The sequence below is a fragment of the Terrabacter sp. MAHUQ-38 genome (assembly GCF_014518425.1).
Taxonomy (GTDB): domain Bacteria; phylum Actinomycetota; class Actinomycetes; order Actinomycetales; family Dermatophilaceae; genus Terrabacter.
The window spans coordinates 1,329,076-1,346,720 of sequence record NZ_JACVCU010000001.1; the positions used below are offsets into that span (position 1 = coordinate 1,329,076).

Annotated in this window: 17 protein-coding genes; 8 read left to right on the forward strand and 9 right to left on the reverse strand. The window is 72.3% G+C overall.

What is annotated here, in order from left to right; translation table 11 throughout:
• The first annotated feature begins 54 nt into the window (after positions 1–54).
• Complete coding sequence (locus H9I49_RS06120; protein ID WP_188029377.1) at positions 55–1,833, forward strand: AMP-binding protein; 1,779 nt, start codon at positions 55–57, stop codon at positions 1,831–1,833.
• On the opposite strand, the gene H9I49_RS06125 is transcribed toward H9I49_RS06120, so the two are convergent.
• Positions 1,823–3,481: a metallophosphoesterase gene (locus H9I49_RS06125; protein ID WP_255523614.1), complete on the reverse strand. Its 1,659-nt coding sequence runs from the start codon at positions 3,479–3,481 to the stop codon at positions 1,823–1,825. The genes H9I49_RS06120 and H9I49_RS06125 overlap by 11 nt on opposite strands.
• Positions 3,482–3,585: 104 nt before the next feature.
• Here H9I49_RS06125 and H9I49_RS06130 point away from each other — a divergent pair, with 104 nt between their 5' ends.
• Positions 3,586–3,813 carry a hypothetical protein gene (locus tag H9I49_RS06130; RefSeq protein ID WP_188029378.1) on the forward strand — a complete coding sequence of 76 codons (228 nt, stop codon included), beginning with the start codon at positions 3,586–3,588 and terminating at the stop codon, positions 3,811–3,813.
• 8 nt (positions 3,814–3,821) lie between these two features.
• Here the strand turns inward: H9I49_RS06130 and H9I49_RS06135 are convergent, their stop codons facing one another.
• Both H9I49_RS06135 and H9I49_RS06140 read right to left on the reverse strand, forming a co-directional pair.
• Positions 3,822–4,844 (reverse strand): alcohol dehydrogenase catalytic domain-containing protein, encoded by a 1,023-nt coding sequence (locus H9I49_RS06135; protein ID WP_188029379.1) that lies wholly within the window; start codon positions 4,842–4,844, stop codon positions 3,822–3,824.
• 25 nt (positions 4,845–4,869) lie between these two features.
• On the reverse strand, positions 4,870–5,484 hold the full coding sequence (locus tag H9I49_RS06140; protein WP_188029380.1) for a bacterial proteasome activator family protein: 615 nt from the start codon (positions 5,482–5,484) through the stop codon (positions 4,870–4,872).
• Between the two features lie 142 nt (positions 5,485–5,626).
• On the opposite strand from H9I49_RS06140, the gene H9I49_RS06145 reads away from it, so the two are divergent.
• Entirely contained in the window at positions 5,627–6,160 is a 534-nt protein-coding gene (locus H9I49_RS06145; protein WP_188029381.1) for a hypothetical protein, read from the forward strand.
• An 80-nt stretch (positions 6,161–6,240) separates the two neighbouring features.
• On the opposite strand, the gene H9I49_RS06150 is transcribed toward H9I49_RS06145, so the two are convergent.
• From H9I49_RS06150 to H9I49_RS06165, 4 genes are all read right to left on the reverse strand, one after another.
• Positions 6,241–6,855: a hypothetical protein gene (locus H9I49_RS06150; RefSeq protein ID WP_223128260.1), complete on the reverse strand. Its 615-nt coding sequence runs from the start codon at positions 6,853–6,855 to the stop codon at positions 6,241–6,243.
• Positions 6,856–6,992: 137 nt separating this feature from the next.
• Entirely contained in the window at positions 6,993–7,970 is a 978-nt protein-coding gene (locus tag H9I49_RS06155; protein WP_188029382.1) for an NAD(P)H-quinone oxidoreductase, read from the reverse strand.
• Between the two features lie 9 nt (positions 7,971–7,979).
• Positions 7,980–8,714, reverse strand: coding sequence for a peptidase S51 (locus tag H9I49_RS06160; RefSeq protein WP_188029383.1), 735 nt, complete (start codon positions 8,712–8,714; stop codon positions 7,980–7,982).
• A gap of 26 nt (positions 8,715–8,740) precedes the next feature.
• Positions 8,741–9,520: an IclR family transcriptional regulator gene (locus H9I49_RS06165; RefSeq protein WP_188029384.1), complete on the reverse strand. Its 780-nt coding sequence runs from the start codon at positions 9,518–9,520 to the stop codon at positions 8,741–8,743.
• Between the two features lie 102 nt (positions 9,521–9,622).
• Between H9I49_RS06165 and hutH the strand changes: the two genes are divergently transcribed.
• Positions 9,623–11,188 (forward strand): histidine ammonia-lyase, encoded by a 1,566-nt coding sequence (hutH, locus tag H9I49_RS06170; RefSeq protein ID WP_188029385.1) that lies wholly within the window; start codon positions 9,623–9,625, stop codon positions 11,186–11,188.
• 77 nt (positions 11,189–11,265) lie between these two features.
• On the forward strand, positions 11,266–12,921 hold the full coding sequence (gene hutU, locus H9I49_RS06175; RefSeq protein ID WP_188029386.1) for a urocanate hydratase: 1,656 nt from the start codon (positions 11,266–11,268) through the stop codon (positions 12,919–12,921).
• A 12-nt stretch (positions 12,922–12,933) separates the two neighbouring features.
• Here hutU and H9I49_RS06180 read toward each other — a convergent pair whose 3' ends face one another.
• Positions 12,934–13,488 (reverse strand): aminoacyl-tRNA deacylase, encoded by a 555-nt coding sequence (locus H9I49_RS06180; RefSeq protein WP_223128261.1) that lies wholly within the window; start codon positions 13,486–13,488, stop codon positions 12,934–12,936.
• Between the two features lie 65 nt (positions 13,489–13,553).
• On the opposite strand from H9I49_RS06180, the gene H9I49_RS06185 reads away from it, so the two are divergent.
• From H9I49_RS06185 to hutI, 3 genes are read left to right on the forward strand one after another with little or no spacing between them, the layout of a single operon-like run.
• Positions 13,554–14,816, forward strand: coding sequence for an allantoate amidohydrolase (locus tag H9I49_RS06185; protein ID WP_370587464.1), 1,263 nt, complete (start codon positions 13,554–13,556; stop codon positions 14,814–14,816).
• Complete coding sequence (locus H9I49_RS06190; RefSeq protein ID WP_188029388.1) at positions 14,813–16,147, forward strand: formimidoylglutamate deiminase; 1,335 nt, start codon at positions 14,813–14,815, stop codon at positions 16,145–16,147. Before H9I49_RS06185 ends, H9I49_RS06190 begins: the two co-directional genes overlap by 4 nt.
• Complete coding sequence (hutI, locus tag H9I49_RS06195; RefSeq protein WP_188029389.1) at positions 16,144–17,340, forward strand: imidazolonepropionase; 1,197 nt, start codon at positions 16,144–16,146, stop codon at positions 17,338–17,340. The genes H9I49_RS06190 and hutI overlap by 4 nt, the downstream gene beginning before the upstream one ends.
• On the opposite strand, the gene H9I49_RS06200 is transcribed toward hutI, so the two are convergent.
• Positions 17,337–17,543 carry a DUF1918 domain-containing protein gene (locus H9I49_RS06200; protein ID WP_188029390.1) on the reverse strand — a complete coding sequence of 69 codons (207 nt, stop codon included), beginning with the start codon at positions 17,541–17,543 and terminating at the stop codon, positions 17,337–17,339. The genes hutI and H9I49_RS06200 overlap by 4 nt on opposite strands.
• Between the last annotated feature and the right edge of the window lie 102 nt (positions 17,544–17,645).

A 17,645-nucleotide genomic window follows, 5' to 3' on the forward strand; every position in this document is an offset into this window, starting at 1 on the left:
GTCGCCGTCACGTCGACTCTCCCACTGGATGCTAGGACGTCCTACAGTCGGAGCATGACCTCGACGACGAGTGCCTCGACGACGTCCACCGATGCCTACCGCGCCGCCCGCGACCGGCTGCTCGAGCTGCGCGGCGACCACGCCCGCGCCGTCGAGGAGTTCAGCTTCCCCGACGTCGGTGACCGCTGGAACTGGGGCGTCGACTGGTTCGACGCCGTCGCCCGCGGCAACGAGCGGACCTGCCTGACGATCGTCGAGCAGGACGAGTCGTCCCGGTCCTGGTCGTTCGACGAGATGGCCCGCCGGTCCGACCAGGTCGCCGCGCGTCTCGCGACCCTCGGTATCGGCCGAGGTGACTCGGTCGTGCTCATGCTCGGCAACCAGGTCGAGCTGTGGGAGTCGATGCTCGCCGTCATCAAGCTCGGCGCCGTCGTCATGCCGACGACCACCGCGGTCGGCCCGGGCGACCTCGTCGACCGCATGGAGCGGGGCGGTGCGCGCGCCGTCATCACGAACGCCGCCGAGGTGCACAAGTTCGACGACGTGCCGGGCGACTACCTCCGGGTCGCGGTCGGCGTCGCGGCCGGTGGGGCCGACCCCGCCGGGACCCCCACGGACGGCTGGGAGGACCACGCGACGGCATACGAGCTCACGGTGGGGCCGACCGAGCACCCCGGCACCCGGCCTGACGACCGGATGTTGCTCTACTTCACCTCGGGCACGACGAGCCGGCCCAAGCTCGTCGAGCACACCCAGCGGTCGTACCCGGTCGGGCACCTCTCGACGATGTACTGGATCGGCCTGCAGCCCGGCGACGTCCACCTCAACATCAGCAGCCCGGGCTGGGCCAAGCACGCGTGGTCCTCGTTCTTCGCGCCGTGGGCGGCCGAGGCGACGGCCTTCGTCTACAACTACAGCCGCTTCGACCCCGCCGCCCTGCTCCGGGTCCTCCGCGAGCACAGCGTCACCTCGCTCTGCGCGCCGCCGACGGTGTGGCGGATGCTCATCAAGAGCGACCTCAGCGGTGGGCCGGGCACGCTGCGCGAGGTGATCGGCGCGGGCGAGCCGCTCAACCCCGAGGTCATCGCGCAGGTCGAGAAGGCGTGGGGCCTGACGATCCGAGACGGCTACGGCCAGACCGAGATGACCGCCGCCGTCGGCAACACCCCCGACTCGGTCGTCAAGCCCGGCTCGATGGGCCGGCCGCTGCCCGGCTGCCCGGTCGTCGTCGTCGACCCGGTCACCAACACCCTCGTCACGGAGCCCGACGCGCAGGGCAACCGCGAGGGCGAGATCTGCCTCGACCTCTCGCAGCACCCCGTCCCGCTGATGACCGGCTACCAGGGCGACGAGCAGCGCAACGCCGACGCGATGGCCGGCGGTTTCTACCACACGGGCGACGTCGCGTCGGTCGACGCAGAGGGCTACATCTCCTTCGTCGGCCGCACCGACGACGTCTTCAAGGCCAGCGACTACAAGATCAGCCCCTTCGAGGTCGAGTCGGTCCTCATCGAGCATCCCGCCGTCGCCGAGGCCGCCGTCGTGCCCTCGCCCGACCCGGTGCGCCTCGCGGTGCCCAAGGCGTACATCGCGCTCGCACCCGGGCACGAGCCCGGCGAGGACGTGGCCCGGTCGATCCTCGCCCACGCCCGCGAGAAGCTCGCGCCGTGGCAACGCGTGCGGCGCATCGAGTTCTACGAGCTGCCCAAGACGATCTCGGGCAAGATCCGCAGGGTCGAGCTGCGCGGCCGCGAGAACGACCTCGACGCGTCCGGCGCCGCCCAGCCCGAGCTCGAGTGGCGCGACGAGCAGTTCCCAGACCTCAAGGGCTGATCGTCGAGCCAGTCGGGTTCGTCGAGCCCGGTGTGGCCTCGGGCGCGACGGGGAGCGCGCGCACCCTCGTCTCGTCGATGCGGCTGCAGATGCGCTTCTCCGGGTCGGGCTGCGTCTCGCCCGGCTGCTGCACGCCCGGCTTCGCCGGCCGGTAGGGGTCGATGCGCGCACCGCTGATGACCTGCACGTTGTCGTATGCCGGGCGTCCCTCGAGCAGGTTGCGGAAGCTGTACCGCGTCAGCGAGGTCAGCTCGCACGACGTGCCGAACTGGGCGATGTCGAAGGAGTACGGCTGGCCGTCGAGCTCCTGGCCGGCGCCCTCCGAGTAGTGCGCGACGACGCCACCGCCGGTGAAGGTGCCGACCTGGATCCGGTTGCCCTCCAGGGCCGGTGTGTGGATGTGCCCGTTGACGAGGATGCGTCCACGCTCGACGGCCTCGGCGGCATACGGCTCGTGCGTGACGACCAGGTCGGGCTCGGGCTCGTCGGCCGCCGCGGCGTTGTAGCGGTCGACCGCGGGCTTCTCCTTCGCGGTGGGGTCGGCGTTGTCGTCGCCGAAGTAGCGCGGGTCGTTGAAGCCGGTGATGCGCAGGCCGTGGAAGCTCAGCTCGCGCAGGGTCCCGGCGGCGTCCTCCAGGAGCACGACGTTGGGGATGCGGTCCATCCGCGCCAGCAGGGCACGGTCGGTGGGCGACGACTGGTCGTGGTTGCCGCTCGTGAAGATGTAGGGCACGCCGAGCTGCTGGATCGAGCGGTAGATGCCCGCAGCGTCGCCCTCCTGCACGCGGCCGAAGTTGACGAGGTCACCGCTGTCGATGACGGCATCGATGCCCTCCTCCTCGATGATCGTGCGCATCAGGGCGTACTGGTTCGCGCCGTGGATGTCGGAGACGAGAAGGAATCGGGCGGACACCGGCTCGTCGACAGTGCCCGCGACGTACTTCTGCTGCAGTGCCTGCGTCACGGCGAGCAGGTTGCGGAAGTACGGCGTCACCTGCGTGGCGCGCGCCTCGACGTCGGCGAGCAGGCCGGCGTTGCGCTGCACGACTCCGAGCACACCGCTCGTGCGGTACTCCGCGAACCGGCTCGGTTGGTAGGTCAGGGCGATGCCACCGAAGGTCGCGACCGTCGCGACGACCATGGCCGACGCGACGAAGAGCACGTGGTGCCGGCGGGTGTTGCGTTGCCGGATGTAGTGCGATGCGAGGGCCAGGAGGACGGCGATGGCGACCGCGCCGAGCGCGAACCGGATGCCGACACCGGTGGCCGCCTGCCCGATGGCCGCCGAGATCTCGTCGTTCGAGGGCTGCAGCGCCTTGATGTCGACGTTCGGTCGCGTGAAGAGGTTGGTGATCTCCTCGCGCACCGCGACCTGGACGTCGAGGCCGGGCGCCACGAGAGGAGAGGCGAACTGGACGTCGACGTCGCCCACGATCGTCGGCGCATGCAGCACGGGGGAGTGGCGCGGTATCGGGTCGAGGCGCAGGACGGCGCGGTACTGCGACGTCTCGGCGACTGCGGGCGCGAGGTTCGTCGCGGCGACGCCGCCCAGGTAGCAGGCCGCCAGGACGGCGATCCACTTGAGCACGTGGGACCCTCGGCGCAGCCAGGGGCCGTCGCCGGTCAGCAGGTGGCCCAGCCGTCGCATCACTTCACCCTAGCCAAACCCGGACATGTCACCTGCTCTGCACCACGCGTTCACGTCACCGTGCTGCCATAGGAGCTCGGACCGCGAGGCAGCGAGGAGGAGTCGTGGGGTCCTTTCGCCGTAAGGCCGTCGTCGGCACGCTGCTCATCGCGTATGCCGTCCTGCTCGCCCTCGGACCGCGTGTCCTCGGCGGGGCGGCGGGGGTCGTCATCCTCGTGCCGAGCTTCGTCGTCGGCTTCGCGTGGCTGCTGCTCCTCGTCGCCCCGTGGGCCGCCCAGGGCCGACCCGGTCGAGCGACGCGACGCGCACCCGTGCGGCAACCGCGACCGTAGGGCCGACCTCAGCGCTGGGGCTCGACGACGACCTTGAGGCTCTTCGGGTCGTGGGCGAGGGCGTCGAGCGCGGCAGCGTAGTCGGCGAGCGGGAACCGGTGCGTGATGAGGCCCTCCGTGCCGACGCGCCCCGAGCGCAGCATCGCGAGAGAGCGGTCCATGCAGTTGACCTGGGCGAACGAGCCCTTGACGGTGAGCTGACGACGGAACACGTCGTAGGGGCTCAGCGCGATCCGGGCGTCCTCGTCGCACATGCCGTAGACGAAGACGGTGCCGTTCGTGGCGGTGAGGGAAGGCAGCGTCTCGACGACCGGCGCCGCGCCGGTCACGTCGATCGCGACGTCGAAGCCCTGCGGCTGGAGCGCGGAAAGGGTGCGCGCCGTCTCGGCCGCGTCACGGGTGACGCGCACGACCCGGTCCGCGCCGAACGTGCGGGCCAGCTCGAGCTTGAACTCGGTCGGCGCGGCCACCGTGACGCGACCGGCGCCGCCGTGCACGAGCAGCTGCGTCAGCAGCAGTCCCGTCGTGCCCGAGCCGACGACGAGCACGTCGGCGCCCGGCCGAAGGCCCAGCACGTCCATGCCGTGCACGGCGCAGGCGAGGGGCTCGGCGACCACGGCCACGTCGAGCGGCAGGTCGTCGGCGGCATACACCTTGTGGGCGGGCGAGACCAGGGCCTCGGCGAACCCGCCAGGGGCGTTGACGCCGAGCGAGTGGAAGTGCTCGCAGAAGAGCGCGTCACCGCGGGAGCACGGACCGCACCGGCCGCACGCCGAGGCGTTGTCGACGACGACCCGCTCGCCGACGCTGACGTGTGCGACGCCCGCGCCGACCTCGCGCACCGTGCCGACCGCCTCGTGCCCCGGCGTCAGCGGGAAGGAGGCGAAGAACCCGCCCTCGTGCAGGTGCAGGTCGGTGCCGCACACGCCTGCGAGCTGGACATCGACCACGACCTCACCCGCGCCGGCACCCGGCGTGGGCACCTCGCGGACCTCGAAACGACGGGCCTCGTCGTAGACGACGGCGCGCATCTGTGCTGCCCGGTTGCGTTGTGGCTCAGAGGTACTGGCCGGTCGGACCGGCCTCGCCGGGGGCATGCTGGCCCGGGTGCGCGCCCGGCGGTGTGCCGTAGGACGAGCCGGGGCCGGGAGGCAGGGCCCGCATCTGCTGGAGCTGCTGCTGCGCTGCCATCTGCTGGGCGACCAGTGCCGTCTGGATGCCGTGGAACAGGCCCTCGAGCCAGCCGACGAGCTGGGCCTGCGCGATGCGCAGCTCGGCATCGCTCGGCGACTCGTCGCGGAACGGGAGCGCGATGCGGTCGAGCTCGTCGACGAGCTCGGGCGCGAGGCCGTCCTTGAGCTCCTCGAGGGAACGGTGGTGCACGTCGGCGAGGCGTCGGCGCCCGGCCTCGTCGAGCGGCGCGTTGCGCACCTCCTCGAGCAGCTGCTTGATCATCGAGCCGATGCGCATGACCTTCGCCGGCTCCTCGACGAGGTCGGCCGGGTTGGTGGGCTCGCGGCGGCCGTCCGCATCGAGCTCGTCGACGTCGCGACTGTCGCCGTTCGGCGCCGTCGCGACACCCATCCCGTCCGGCGTCACGACCACGATGCGGGGGTCGTCGCGCGTCCCGTCGTCGGTGCCCTGGCCCTGTCGGCTCGCGTCGTCACTCATGCGCCCCATCCTGCCTCACCCCGTCGTGTGCCGTGCAGGCCCGTCACCGGAACCGCAGCGACCCCGCAGCGATGGCGCAGCGGCACTTCCTAGGTTCGGCAGCGAGCCGCCGCACCGGCGACCACCAGTCAGGAGGACTCCCGTGAACACCATGTCCCGTCGGACCGTCGTCCGCTCCGCCATCGCCTCGAGCCTGCTGGCGGTCACCGCCTTCGGCGTCGCGCCGGCGACGTCGGCGCAGGCCGCCCCCAACGACCCGATCTCGCGGGCCGCCGTCATCGACCGGGCCCAGAACTGGATGGACCGCAACATCCAGTACAGCCAGTCCGGCACGGCCACCGGGCCGGACGGCGTCTACTCGTGGCGCCGCGACTGCTCGGGCTTCGTCTCGATGGCCCTCAAGCTCGGTCCCACCGGCCTCAGCGCCCCGAACACGAACGCCCTCGCGACGTCGACCTACAGCTTCGGCATCTCGCGGGCCAACCTGAGGGCGGGCGACTTCCTCGTCGACCCGGGCAACCACACCGTCCTCTTCCACAAGTGGGCCAACGCCGACCACACGCAGTTCTGGCTCTACGAGGAGTCGAACCCGACGGACGACATGAACCACCGCATCGCCAACCTCAGCAGCTACTCCGGCTACCTCGCCCGCCGCGCGAACAACATCCGCGACTGAGCGCACCCAGAGACACGCCACCGCGGGTCGTCCTACAGGGGGACGACCCGCGGCGGCGTCATCCGTCCGTGGCGGACCGGTCAGCGCGACCCGGCCGTGGCGAACCACGGGTGGTGCAGGTCGTGGTAGCTGACGTCGCTCATCAGCCCCATCATCTCGTCCATCTCCGCCTGGGTCTCGGGCGGCGGGCTCTTCTTCTCGCCCTCGCGCGCATCGGCCTCCGTGCGGAACGCCATCGTCTGGGTGAAGAAGCCGTCGGCGTCGACCGCGATGGTGCCGCCGATGATGTCAGGCCGTGCGTCGTGGAGGGTGTCCATCGGTCCCTCCATCATGTGGCGGAACCGCTCGGGGTCGCTGAGGCGGCCCTGGATGACCTGGACGAAGCCCGCGTCGTCGCTGCCACCGTCGAGCATCATCGTCACGTCGTCGCAGTCGTGGAAGGTGGCCTCGCCGTCGAAGAGCTTCTCCGTCTCGGCCCACCACGCACTCTGCTCGGGACGGTTGGAGTTGCGCTCGGCCGACTCGCGCGAGTCGAAGCGGACCACGCCGACGAACTCGTCGTCGTCGGTGATGCCGTACGTGCCGCCGAGCCAGCCGATGGCGCCCGGCTCGAGCTCCTCGCTCCACCGGTCCATCTGCCGGTGGATGGCGTCGGCGTCGTGGCACCGACCCTGGATGACCTGGATGAACACCATGAACCTCCCGTTTCAGATCGGGGGCCGCTTCGAACCGAAGTGGTCCATTGACCGACGGTACGCCCGTGGGCGGTCACGCGTCACCAGACGAGTCGGACACAGGTCCGATCGTCAGGTCGGGCAGCGATGCCGCCCCTTCAGGTGGTGAGCAGGATCTTGCCGATGTGTCCGGACGCCTCCATCTCCCGGTGTGCCTCGGCCGCGTGCTCGAGCGGGTGACGCGAGTGGATCACCGGCCGCACGTCGCCCGACTCGATGAGCGGCCACACGTGCTCGCGCACCGCGGCGACGATGGCCGCCTTCTCCGTCGCCGGCCGCGAGCGCAGGCTCGTCGCGATGACGGCGCCCCGCTTGGCGAGGAGCTTGCCCAGGTCGAGCTCGCCGCGGCGCCCGCCCATGAGCCCGATGGTCACGAGGCGGCCGTTGGTCGCGAGGACGTCGACGTTGCGGCCGAGGTACTTCGCGCCCATGTTGTCGAGGATGACATCGGCGCCGTGCCCGCCCGTCAGCTCCCGGACCCGCTCGACGAAGTCCTCGTCCTTGTAGTTGACGAGGTGCTCCGCGCCGAGCTCACGGCAGACGTCGAGCTTCGCCTGGCTGCCGGCCGTCACGGCGACGTGGGCGCCGACGGCCTTGGCCAGCTGGATCGCCATCGTGCCGATGCCCGACGAGCCGCCGTGCACGAGGAGCACCTGGCCCGGCTGGATGTTCGCGACGAGGAAGACGTTGGACCAGACGGTGCACGTCACCTCGGGCAGGCCGGCGGCGTCCTCGAGCGACACTCCGCGTGGCACGGGGAGCAGCTGCTCTGCGGGCACGGCGACGCGCTCCGCGTAGCCACCGCCCTCGAGGAGCGCACACACCTCGTCACCGACGTGCCAGCCGTCGACGCCCTCGCCGAGGGCCGCGACCCGGCCGCTCACCTCGAGGCCGGGGTACTCGGACGCGCCGGGAGGCGGCGCGTAGTGGCCGAGTCGCTGCATGACGTCGGCGCGGTTGACGCCGGCGGCCACGACGTCGAGCAGGACCTCGCCCGGGGCCACCTCCGGGTCCGGCACCTCGTCGAGGACGAGGCTGTCGGCGTCTCCGGGCTCGGGGATCGTGATGGCGCGCATGGGGTGACCCTATTGACCCGTGCCCCGGCGCCGCACGAGCGCCCCGCCGTCCGCGCCGCCCACCGAGGTGACGTGCCACACGTGGCCCGCGCCCACGACCCGTCCACCCGGCCCGAGCGTCGTGCTCTCGTCGATGGCCACGCCGTGCGGCACGAGGCCCGCCTCGACCGCGGCGACGAGCCGTGAGACGTTGCCCCACTGGGCGGCGTGCACGTCGACGGCGCCCGCGACGAGCCCGATGCCCTCGACGACGGTGACGTCGTCGAGCTCCTCGTTGCTGTCCTCGGGGCAGACCGGGACGCCGTCGACCCGCCACCCGCCGATGACGGCGTGCGAGGCAGCGATGGCCGCGCCCGCAGAGAACCCGGCATAGGGCATACCGCCGGTCACGAGGGAACGGATGCGGTCGTACGCGGGGGAGAGCGACGCGTGGTACTCCGGCGTCGGCCCGCCGCCGACGAAGAGGGCGTCGACGCCCGCGAGCGCCGTCACGTCGAAGGGCGTCCCCTCGGCGACGCGTTCGACGACGAGCTCGTGGCCGCCGACGAGCTCGTGGCCGCCGACGAGCCCGAGAGTGTGCAGGTAGCGGTCGTGGTACTCGAGCGACTCGGGGTCGGTGCCCATGACGACGAGCAGGATGCGTGGGGTCCCGCCCGCCGCGCGCGCCGCGGCCTCGACGAAACCGCCGTAGACCAAGGGCGCGAGCGCGTCGTCCCAGCCGCCGCCGACGAGGAAGGTTTCCATGCCCGCACCCTAGGAGAGCGGAGGCCTCAGCGACGGGAGGCGGGCGAGCTGCTGGGGCTGAGCCGTCGGGCTACGTCGACGGCGGCCACGCGGGCCCGGGCCACGAGGTCGCTCACGTGCTCGTCGGTGGCTTCACCGGTGCGCAGCGTCAGGGCGACGGCCGCGAGCGGGCGTCCGCCGCGGTCGAGGACCGGCACCGCGACCGACGAGAGGTCGGCCGTGACGGTCCCCTCCTCGCGGGCGTGCCCGTCGGTGCGGGTGCGCGCGAGGAGGCTGCGCAGCTCGGCCAGTGACCGCGGCCCGCCACCGACTCGCTGCACGAAGGAGTCGCGGTCGGGGTAGAGCGCCCTCACCTGCGTGGCCGGCAGCGCGGAGAGCATCGCCAGTCCGCTCGCGGTCAGGTGAGCGGGCAGCCGGACGCCGACGTCGGTCACGAGCATGGGCTGGCCGGGCGCACGCTCCTCGAGGAGGTAGATGACGTCGCGGCCGTCGAGGGTCGCGAAGTGGGCGTTGCGCCCGCACTGGTCGACGAGCCGGCGCATCGCCGCGCGCGCGACGCGGGCCAGGGGCGCCTGCCGCTGGTACGCCGACCCCAGCTCGTATGCCGCCTGGCCGAGCCCGAAGCGCCGCTCCTCGACGTAGTGGGTGACGTAGCCGCGGCTGTGCAGCACCTTGAGCAGGTGGTAGACCGAGCTGCGGGGCAGGCCGAGGTCCCGTGCGATCGAGGCGGCGGGCACCGGCTCGGCGTGCCGCGAGAGGTGCTCGAGGACGTCGAGCGCGTTGGCGGCGGCCGGCGCGTTGGACATGCGCGTCCACCTCCTGCCCGCGATCGACGACGTCTCGCATCCGAGACAATTGTGCTCCTCCGTGGGCTCTCGCGCCACCGTTACGGCGGTTCGATGGGACCCATGGACGCAGCCCTTCCCACCGTCACCGGCACCGTCACCGTCGGGACCGGTCCCCTCACGCTCGACGACGTCGTCGCCGTCGCCCGGCACGACGCCCGCGTCGAGCTGGCGCCCGAGGCCGAGGCTGAGATCTCACGCAGCCGTGCCGTCGTCGAGGCGCTCGCCGACGACAACGTGGCGCACTACGGCGTCTCCACCGGTTTCGGCGCGCTCGCCACCCGCCACATCCCGACCGAGCTGCGTGCCCAGCTGCAGCGCTCGCTCGTGCGCTCGCACGCCGCCGGCGCCGGTCCCGAGGTCGAGCGCGAGGTCGTGCGGGCCCTCATGCTGCTGCGCCTGTCGACGCTCGCCACCGGCCGCACCGGCGTGCGCCTCGAGGTCGCCCGGGCGTATGCCGCCGTGCTGAGCGCCGGCATCACGCCGGTCGTGCACGAGTACGGGTCGCTCGGCTGCTCCGGCGACCTGGCCCCGCTGGCGCACTGCGCGCTGGCGGTCATGGGCGAGGGCCCGGTGCGCCTCGCCGACGGCACCCTCACGGATGCGGCAACAGCCTTGCGCGACAACGGGATCCAGCCCGTCGTCCTAGCAGAGAAGGAGGGCCTCGCCCTCATCAACGGCACCGACGGCATGCTCGGCATGCTCGTCCTCGCGATCCACGACCTGCGCCACCTGCTCACGGTCGCCGACGTCAGCGCCGCGATGAGCGTCGAGGGCCTGCTCGGCACCGACGACGTCTTCGCCGCGGACCTGCAGCAGCTGCGACCCCAGCCCGGCCAGGCCGCGTCGGCCGCGAACATCCGTGCCGTCATGGCGAACTCACCGATCCGCGAGTCCCACCGCACCGAGGAGTGCACCCGCGTCCAGGACGCGTACTCCCTGCGGTGCGCGCCGCAGGTGCACGGCGGCGCACGTGACACCGTCGACCACGCCGCCCGTGTCGCCGCAGCCGAGCTGGCCTCGGCCGTCGACAACCCCGTCGTCACGCCCGACGGCCGGGTCGAGTCCAACGGCAACTTCCACGGCGCGCCGGTCGCCTACGTCCTCGACTTCCTCGCGATCGTCGCCGCCGACGTCGCGTCGATGGCCGAGCGACGCACCGACCGCTTCCTCGACCAGGCCCGCAACCACGGCCTGCCACCGTTCCTCGCCCACGACCCCGGCGTCGACTCGGGTCTCATGATCGCGCAGTACACGCAGGCCGCGATGGTCTCGGAGATGAAGCGCCTCGCCGTCCCCGCCTCGGTCGACTCGATCCCGAGCTCGGCGATGCAGGAGGACCACGTGTCGATGGGCTGGTCCGGTGCGCGCAAGCTGCGCCGCTCCGTCGACGCCCTCGGCCGGGTGCTCGCCATCGAGCTGCTGACGGCGGCACGCGGCATCCGCCTGCGCGCACCCCTCGAGCCCGGCGCCGCCGCGGCCGCCGTCATCGCCGCGCTCGACGCCCGCACCGACGCCCACCCCGGACCCGACCGCTTCCTGGCCCCCGACATCGAGGGCGCCCATGCCGCCGTCCTCGACGGCGACGTCCGCGCCGCCGCGGAGTCGGCCACGGGCCCGCTCAGCTGACCCACCCGGCACGCGACCCGGCATACGACCCCGCATACGACCCGGCACACGAACCGGCATACGACAAGGAGATCCCCATGGAAGGTGCACGTCCCGTCCGCGCGGCGCGCGGCACGCAGCTGACCGCGCAGTCGTGGGCCACGGAGGCCCCCCTCCGCATGCTCATGAACAACCTCGACCCCGAGGTCGCCGAGCGCCCCGACGACCTCGTCGTCTACGGCGGCACCGGACGCGCGGCGCGCGACTGGAAGTCCTTCGACGCCATGGTGCGCACGCTCACGACGCTCAAGCAGGACGAGACGATGCTCGTCCAGTCGGGCCGCCCCGTCGGCGTCATGCAGACCCACGAGTGGGCACCGCGCGTGCTCATCGCCAACTCCAACCTCGTCGGCGACTGGGCGACGTGGCCCGAGTTCCGCCGGCTCGAGCACCTCGGCCTCACGATGTACGGCCAGATGACCGCCGGCTCGTGGATCTACATCGGCACGCAGGGCATCGTCCAGGGCACGTACGAGACCTTCGCCGCCGTCGCCGAGAAGAAGTTCGGTGGCACGCTCGCCGGCACGCTGACCCTGACCGGTGGCTGCGGCGGCATGGGCGGCGCGCAGCCGCTCGCCGTCACGCTCAACGACGGTGCCTGCCTCATCGTCGACGTCGACCCGGCCCGCCTGCAGCGCCGCGTGGAGCACCGCTACCTCGACGAGGTCGCGAAGGACCTCGACGACGCCATCGAGAAGGCCCTCGCGGCCAAGCGCGAGCGTCGTGGCTGGTCGGTCGGCGTCGTCGGCAACGCGGCCGAGGTCTTCCCCGAGCTGCTCCGTCGCGGCGTCGAGATCGACATCGTCACCGACCAGACCTCGGCCCACGACCCGCTCTCCTACCTCCCGGAGGGTGTAGCGCTCGAGGACTGGGCCGAGTACGCCGACAAGAAGCCCGAGGACTTCACCGACCGTGCGCGGGCCTCGATGGCCAAGCACGTCAAGGCGATGGTCGAGTTCCAGGACGCCGGCGCCGAGGTCTTCGACTACGGCAACTCGATCCGCGACGAGGCCCGCCAGGGCGGCTACGACCGCGCGTTCGAGTTCCCCGGCTTCGTACCTGCCTACATCCGGCCGCTGTTCTGCGAGGGCAAGGGCCCGTTCCGCTGGGCCGCCCTCTCCGGCGACCCGAAGGACATCGCCGCCACCGACAAGGCCGTGCTGGACCTCTTCCCCGACAACGACCGCCTGCACAAGTGGATCCGCGGCGCGCAGGAGCGAATCGCCTTCCAGGGCCTGCCCGCCCGCATCTGCTGGCTCGGCTACGGTGAGCGCGACAAGGCCGGTCTGGCGTTCAACGAGCTCGTGCGCACCGGTGAGGTGAGTGCCCCGATCGTCATCGGCCGCGACCACCTCGACAGCGGTTCTGTCGCGAGCCCCTACCGGGAGACCGAGGCCATGGCCGACGGCTCGGACGCGATCGCCGACTGGCCGCTGCTCAACGCGCTGGTCAACACGAGCTCGGGCGCGAGCTGGGTCTCGATCCACCACGGCGGCGGCGTCGGCATCGGCCGCAGCCTGCACGCCGGCCAGGTGTCGCTCGCCGACGGCACGGACCTCGCGGCGCAGAAGCTGGCCCGCGTGCTGACGAACGACCCGGGCATGGGCGTCATCCGGCACGTCGACGCCGGCTACGACATCGCCGACCGCGTCGCGCGCGAGCGCGGTGTCCGCATCCCCATGCAGGAGGGCTGAGCAGCCCCGATGTCAGCGCTTGCGCACCTCCTCGTCGGAGATGTCGGCGACGGTCGCGTCGAAGAGCCGGATGACGTCGTCACCGTTCACGGTGAGGCCGACCCCGTGGTCGCCGCCGCCGAGGGAGATCCGACGCCCGACGAGGTGGCTGTCCGCGATGACCGGCAGCCGCGTGGTCGAGCCGAACGGCGTGATCGTGCCGCGCTCGTAACCCGTCACGGCCTTCGCGGCCTCGGCGTCGGGCATCGAGATGCGGTTCGTGCCGAGCAGCGCGCGCACCTTGGCCCACGAGAAGGTGCGGTCACCGGGCACGAGGACGAAGACGTGGTCGTCCTCGGCCCGGCGCACCACGAGGGTCTTGATGAGGTCACGTGGCTCGATGCCCCGAGCGGCTGCCGCCTCCTCGAGGCTCCCGACGCGTCCGTGCCGGGTCACCGTGTGCTCGATCCCGGCCGCGAGAACCGCGGCGACCGCCCGCGTGCGGACCGGCGGCGTCGAGCTGGAGTCACTACGCTCGGCTGTGTCATCGCGGTCAGGGTCAGCGGCAGCGGCGTGGTCGGAATCCATGTGAGGAAGCCTAGTGACGAGTCCGGACGCGACATCCGGACTCGAGGTTCGCAACGCGAGGGATGGTGATCGAGGTGACGACGAGCTTCGACCGGATGTGGGCTGATCTCGAGCCCCTCGGTCGTGACCGGGAGACGGGCGGCTACCGCCGCTACGCGTGGACCAGGACCGACGCCGAGCTGCGCGAGTGGTTCGCCGGGGAGTGCGCGGCCCGGGGCCTCGACGTCGTCGAGGACCGTGCCGGCAACCAGTGGGCGTGGTGGGGAGACCCCGACACGACCCCGGGCGTCGTCATCGGCTCGCACCTCGACTCCGTGCCCGACGGCGGTGCTTTCGACGGGCCGCTCGGCGTCGTCAGTGCCCTCGCGACCGTCGACGCGCTGCGCGAGGCCGGGTTCGAGCCCGACGTGCCGCTCGGCGTCGTGAACTTCGTCGACGAGGAGGGCGCCCGCTTCGGCATCGCGTGTGCCGGGTCCCGCATCATCACCGGCGCACTCGACGGCGACCGCGCCCGGTCCCTCTCCGACGGCGACGGCGTCTCGATGGCCGAGGCCTGGACGCGAGCCGGCCGCGACGCCGCGTCGCTCGGCCGCGACGACGAGACCGTGCGCCGCATCGGGCAGTTCGTCGAGCTGCACGTCGAGCAGGGCAAGGCGCTGGCGATCGCCCCCGACGGAGGCGACGACCTCTCCGACCCGACGCGCGCCGTCGCCATCGGCACCGACATCTGGCCGCACGGCCGCTGGCGCATCGACCTGCCGGGGGAGGCCAACCACGCCGGCACCACCCGCATCGAGGACCGCCACGACGCGATGATCGGGCTCGCCGGCGTCATCCAGACCGCCCGGTCGTATGCCGTCGCGCTGGGCTGCGTCGCCACCGTCGGCAAGGTGGACGTCGTCCCGGGCGGCGTCAACGCGATCGCGAGCCACGTGACGGCCTGGCTCGACGCACGCGGTCGCAGCGAGCACGTGGTGCACGCCGCCGTCGACGCGGTGGCCGCCGAGGCCGGCCGTCACGGCGCGACCACCACGCCAGAGTCGTGGACGCCGACCACGACGTTCGACCCGGCGCTCGTCAGCCGGCTGCACGGCATACTCCCCGACGCGCCGCTCCTCGGGACGGGCGCCGGCCACGACGCCGGCATCCTCGCGACGCACGGCGTGCCCAGCGCCATGCTCTTCGTCCGAAATCCCACAGGTGTGTCGCACTCACCCGCCGAGTCGGCGGGCATGGACGACTGCCACCATGGGGTCACGGCACTCACCGCCGTCGTGACCGAGCTGTGCACACGGAAGGACACCGACTCGATGGGCGAGGCCCGATGACTGCGTTCTGGTGTGAGAGTGCTTGGCTGACAGGCGGACTCGCGCGACGTGTACGTCTCGTGACCCAGGAGGGCCTGATCAAGGAGGTCCTCGTCGACGCCGACCCGCAGCCCGACGACGTCCGTCTCGCCGGCGTGACGCTGCCGGGCATGGCCAATGCGCACAGCCACGCCTTCCACCGCGCACTCCGTGGTCGCGTCAACGGTGGGGGTGGCAACTTCTGGAGCTGGCGCGAGCAGATGTATGCCGCCGCGGAGCAGCTCAACCCCGACACGTACTTCGCGCTCGCACGAGCGGTCTTCGCCGAGATGGTGCAGGCCGGCATCACCGTCGTGGGGGAGTTCCACTACGTCCACCACCGACCGGGCGGCCACCCCTACGGCGACCCGAACGCGATGGGTCTCGCCGTGCGGCAGGCCGCCGACGAGGCGGGCATCCGGATGACGCTGCTCGACACGTGCTACCTCGAGGGCGGCCTCAACGGCGGCGGACACGTCGAGCTCCACCCGGGCCAGCGCCGCTTCAGCGACGGCACGGTCGACGCGTGGGCCGAGCGCATGTCGGCACGGCGGCCGTCGACCGACCGGGTGCGCCTCGGCGCGGCGATCCACTCCGTGCGCGCCGTCCGACGCGAGGACCTGCCCCGCGTCGTCGAGGCAGCGGGCGACCTGCCGCTGCACGTGCACCTGTCGGAACAGCACGGTGAGAACCTCGCGTGCCAGATGTTCTACGGCCGCACGCCGACGCAGCTGCTCGACGAGGCCGGGGCCCTCGGCGCGCACGCGACGGCCGTCCACGCCACGCACATGGACGAGGGCGACATCGACCTGCTCGGCGGCACCGGCACCGGAGCGTGCTTCTGCCCGACGACCGAGCGCGACCTCGCCGACGGCATCGGCCCCGCCCGCGCACTGCACGACGCGGGTAGCCCGATCTCGCTCGGGTCCGACCAGCACGTCGTCATCGACCCCTTCGAGGAGCTGCGCGGCCTGGAGATGCACGAGCGGCTCGTCACCAACGAGCGCGACCGGTTCTCGGCCAACGACCTGCTCCTGGCCGCCTCGTTCAACGGCTACCGGTCCCTCGGCTGGTCCGACGGGGGCCACCTGAGCAAGGGCGCCCTGGCCGACTTCGTCACGGTGCGCACCGACACGGTCAACACCGCCGGTGCCGCGCACGACCAGATCATCTACGCGTGCGTCGCCTCCGACGTGTCGACGGTCGTCGTCGGCGGTGACGTCGTCGTCAGTGACGGGCGCCACCGGATGGGTGACGTCGGCCGGCTGCTCGCCGGGGCGATCGACCGGGTCGCGGGTGGGGTCCCGGCGTGAGCCTGCTGCTCACGGGGATCGCCGAGCTGACGACGAACGACCCTGCCCGTGCCGACGGCCACACCGACCCCGGTGACGGGCTGCTCGGCATCGTCCGTGACGCCGCACTGGTCGTGTCGGCAGACGGTGTCATCGAGTGGGTGGGGCCCGTCGCAGAGGCGCCCGACGCCGACGACCGCCGCGACCTCGGGGGGCGCGCGGTCATCCCGGGCTTCGTCGACTCCCACACGCACCTCGTCTTCGCCGGTGACCGCTCGGCCGAGTTCGCGGCCCGGATGACGGGCACGCCCTACGACGGCGGCGGCATCGCCGTCTCCGTGGCGGCCACGCGGGCAGCGAGCGACGACGAGCTCCGTGCCCTCGTGGCCGCCCGCGTCGCCGAGATGCGGGCCCAGGGCACGACGACCGTCGAGATCAAGAGCGGCTACGGCCTGACCCTGGAGGACGAGCTGCGGTCACTCCGGATCGCGCGTGAGCTGACACCGCACACGACGTTCCTCGGCGCCCACGTCGTGCCACGGGAGTACGCGTCGGACCGTGCGGCCTACGTCGACCTCGTCACCGGACCCATGCTGGCGGCGGTCGCCGCCGACGGCGCGACGAGTCTCGCGGAGAGCATCGACGTCTTCTGCGAGCCGCACTCGGCGCACGCCTTCGACGGTGACGAGGCACGCGCCGTCCTCGAGGCGGGGCGCGCCGCCGGGCTCGCGCTCAGGGTCCACGGCAACCAGCTCGGCCACGGGCCGGGCGTCCGGCTCGCGTGCGAGCTCGGCGCGCGCAGCGTCGACCACTGCACGTTCCTCGACGACGCCGACGTCGAGGCCCTCGCGGCCGCGCGCGGCACGACAGTCGCGACCCTGCTACCCGGCGTGGAGTTCTCGACCCGCTCGCCCTACCCCGACGCCCGCCACCTCATCGACGCCGGTGTCGACGTCGCGATCGCCTCGGACTGCAACCCCGGCACCTGCTACTCGTCGTCGATCCCCTTCGCCGTCGCGCTCGCCGTGCGCGAGATGGGCATGACACCGGCCGAGGCGCTGCACGCAGCCACGGCCGTCTCGGCGCGCTCGCTCGGCCTGGACCGGCGGATCGCGCCCGGTCAGCCGGCGCAGCTCGCCGTGATCGACGCACCGAGCCACCTGCACCTCGCCTACCGGGCCGGGGTGCCGATCGTGCGCGCGCTCGACGTCTAGGAGGTCGTGTCCTCCGCCGGGTGCTCGCAGCGCAGCACCGAGCCGGGGCCGGGATGGATGATCCCGGTGTGGCCGTCGGACCACTCCACGACATAGGGCGGCCCGCCGTCGGCGCCCTTCACCTCGCGGATCGTGCCCTCACGCGTGCTCTGGCCGACGTGCTCCGCCGCCATCGTGATGCGGTCACCCACCCGTGCCTCCATGGCACACCTCCTCGCGTTCGCGGTCCCTCCCAGCACACCACCTGAGGCACCCTCGCGGGAAGCCCCCCGCGAGGAGTGCCCGTGCGACCTGGGTCTGACGAC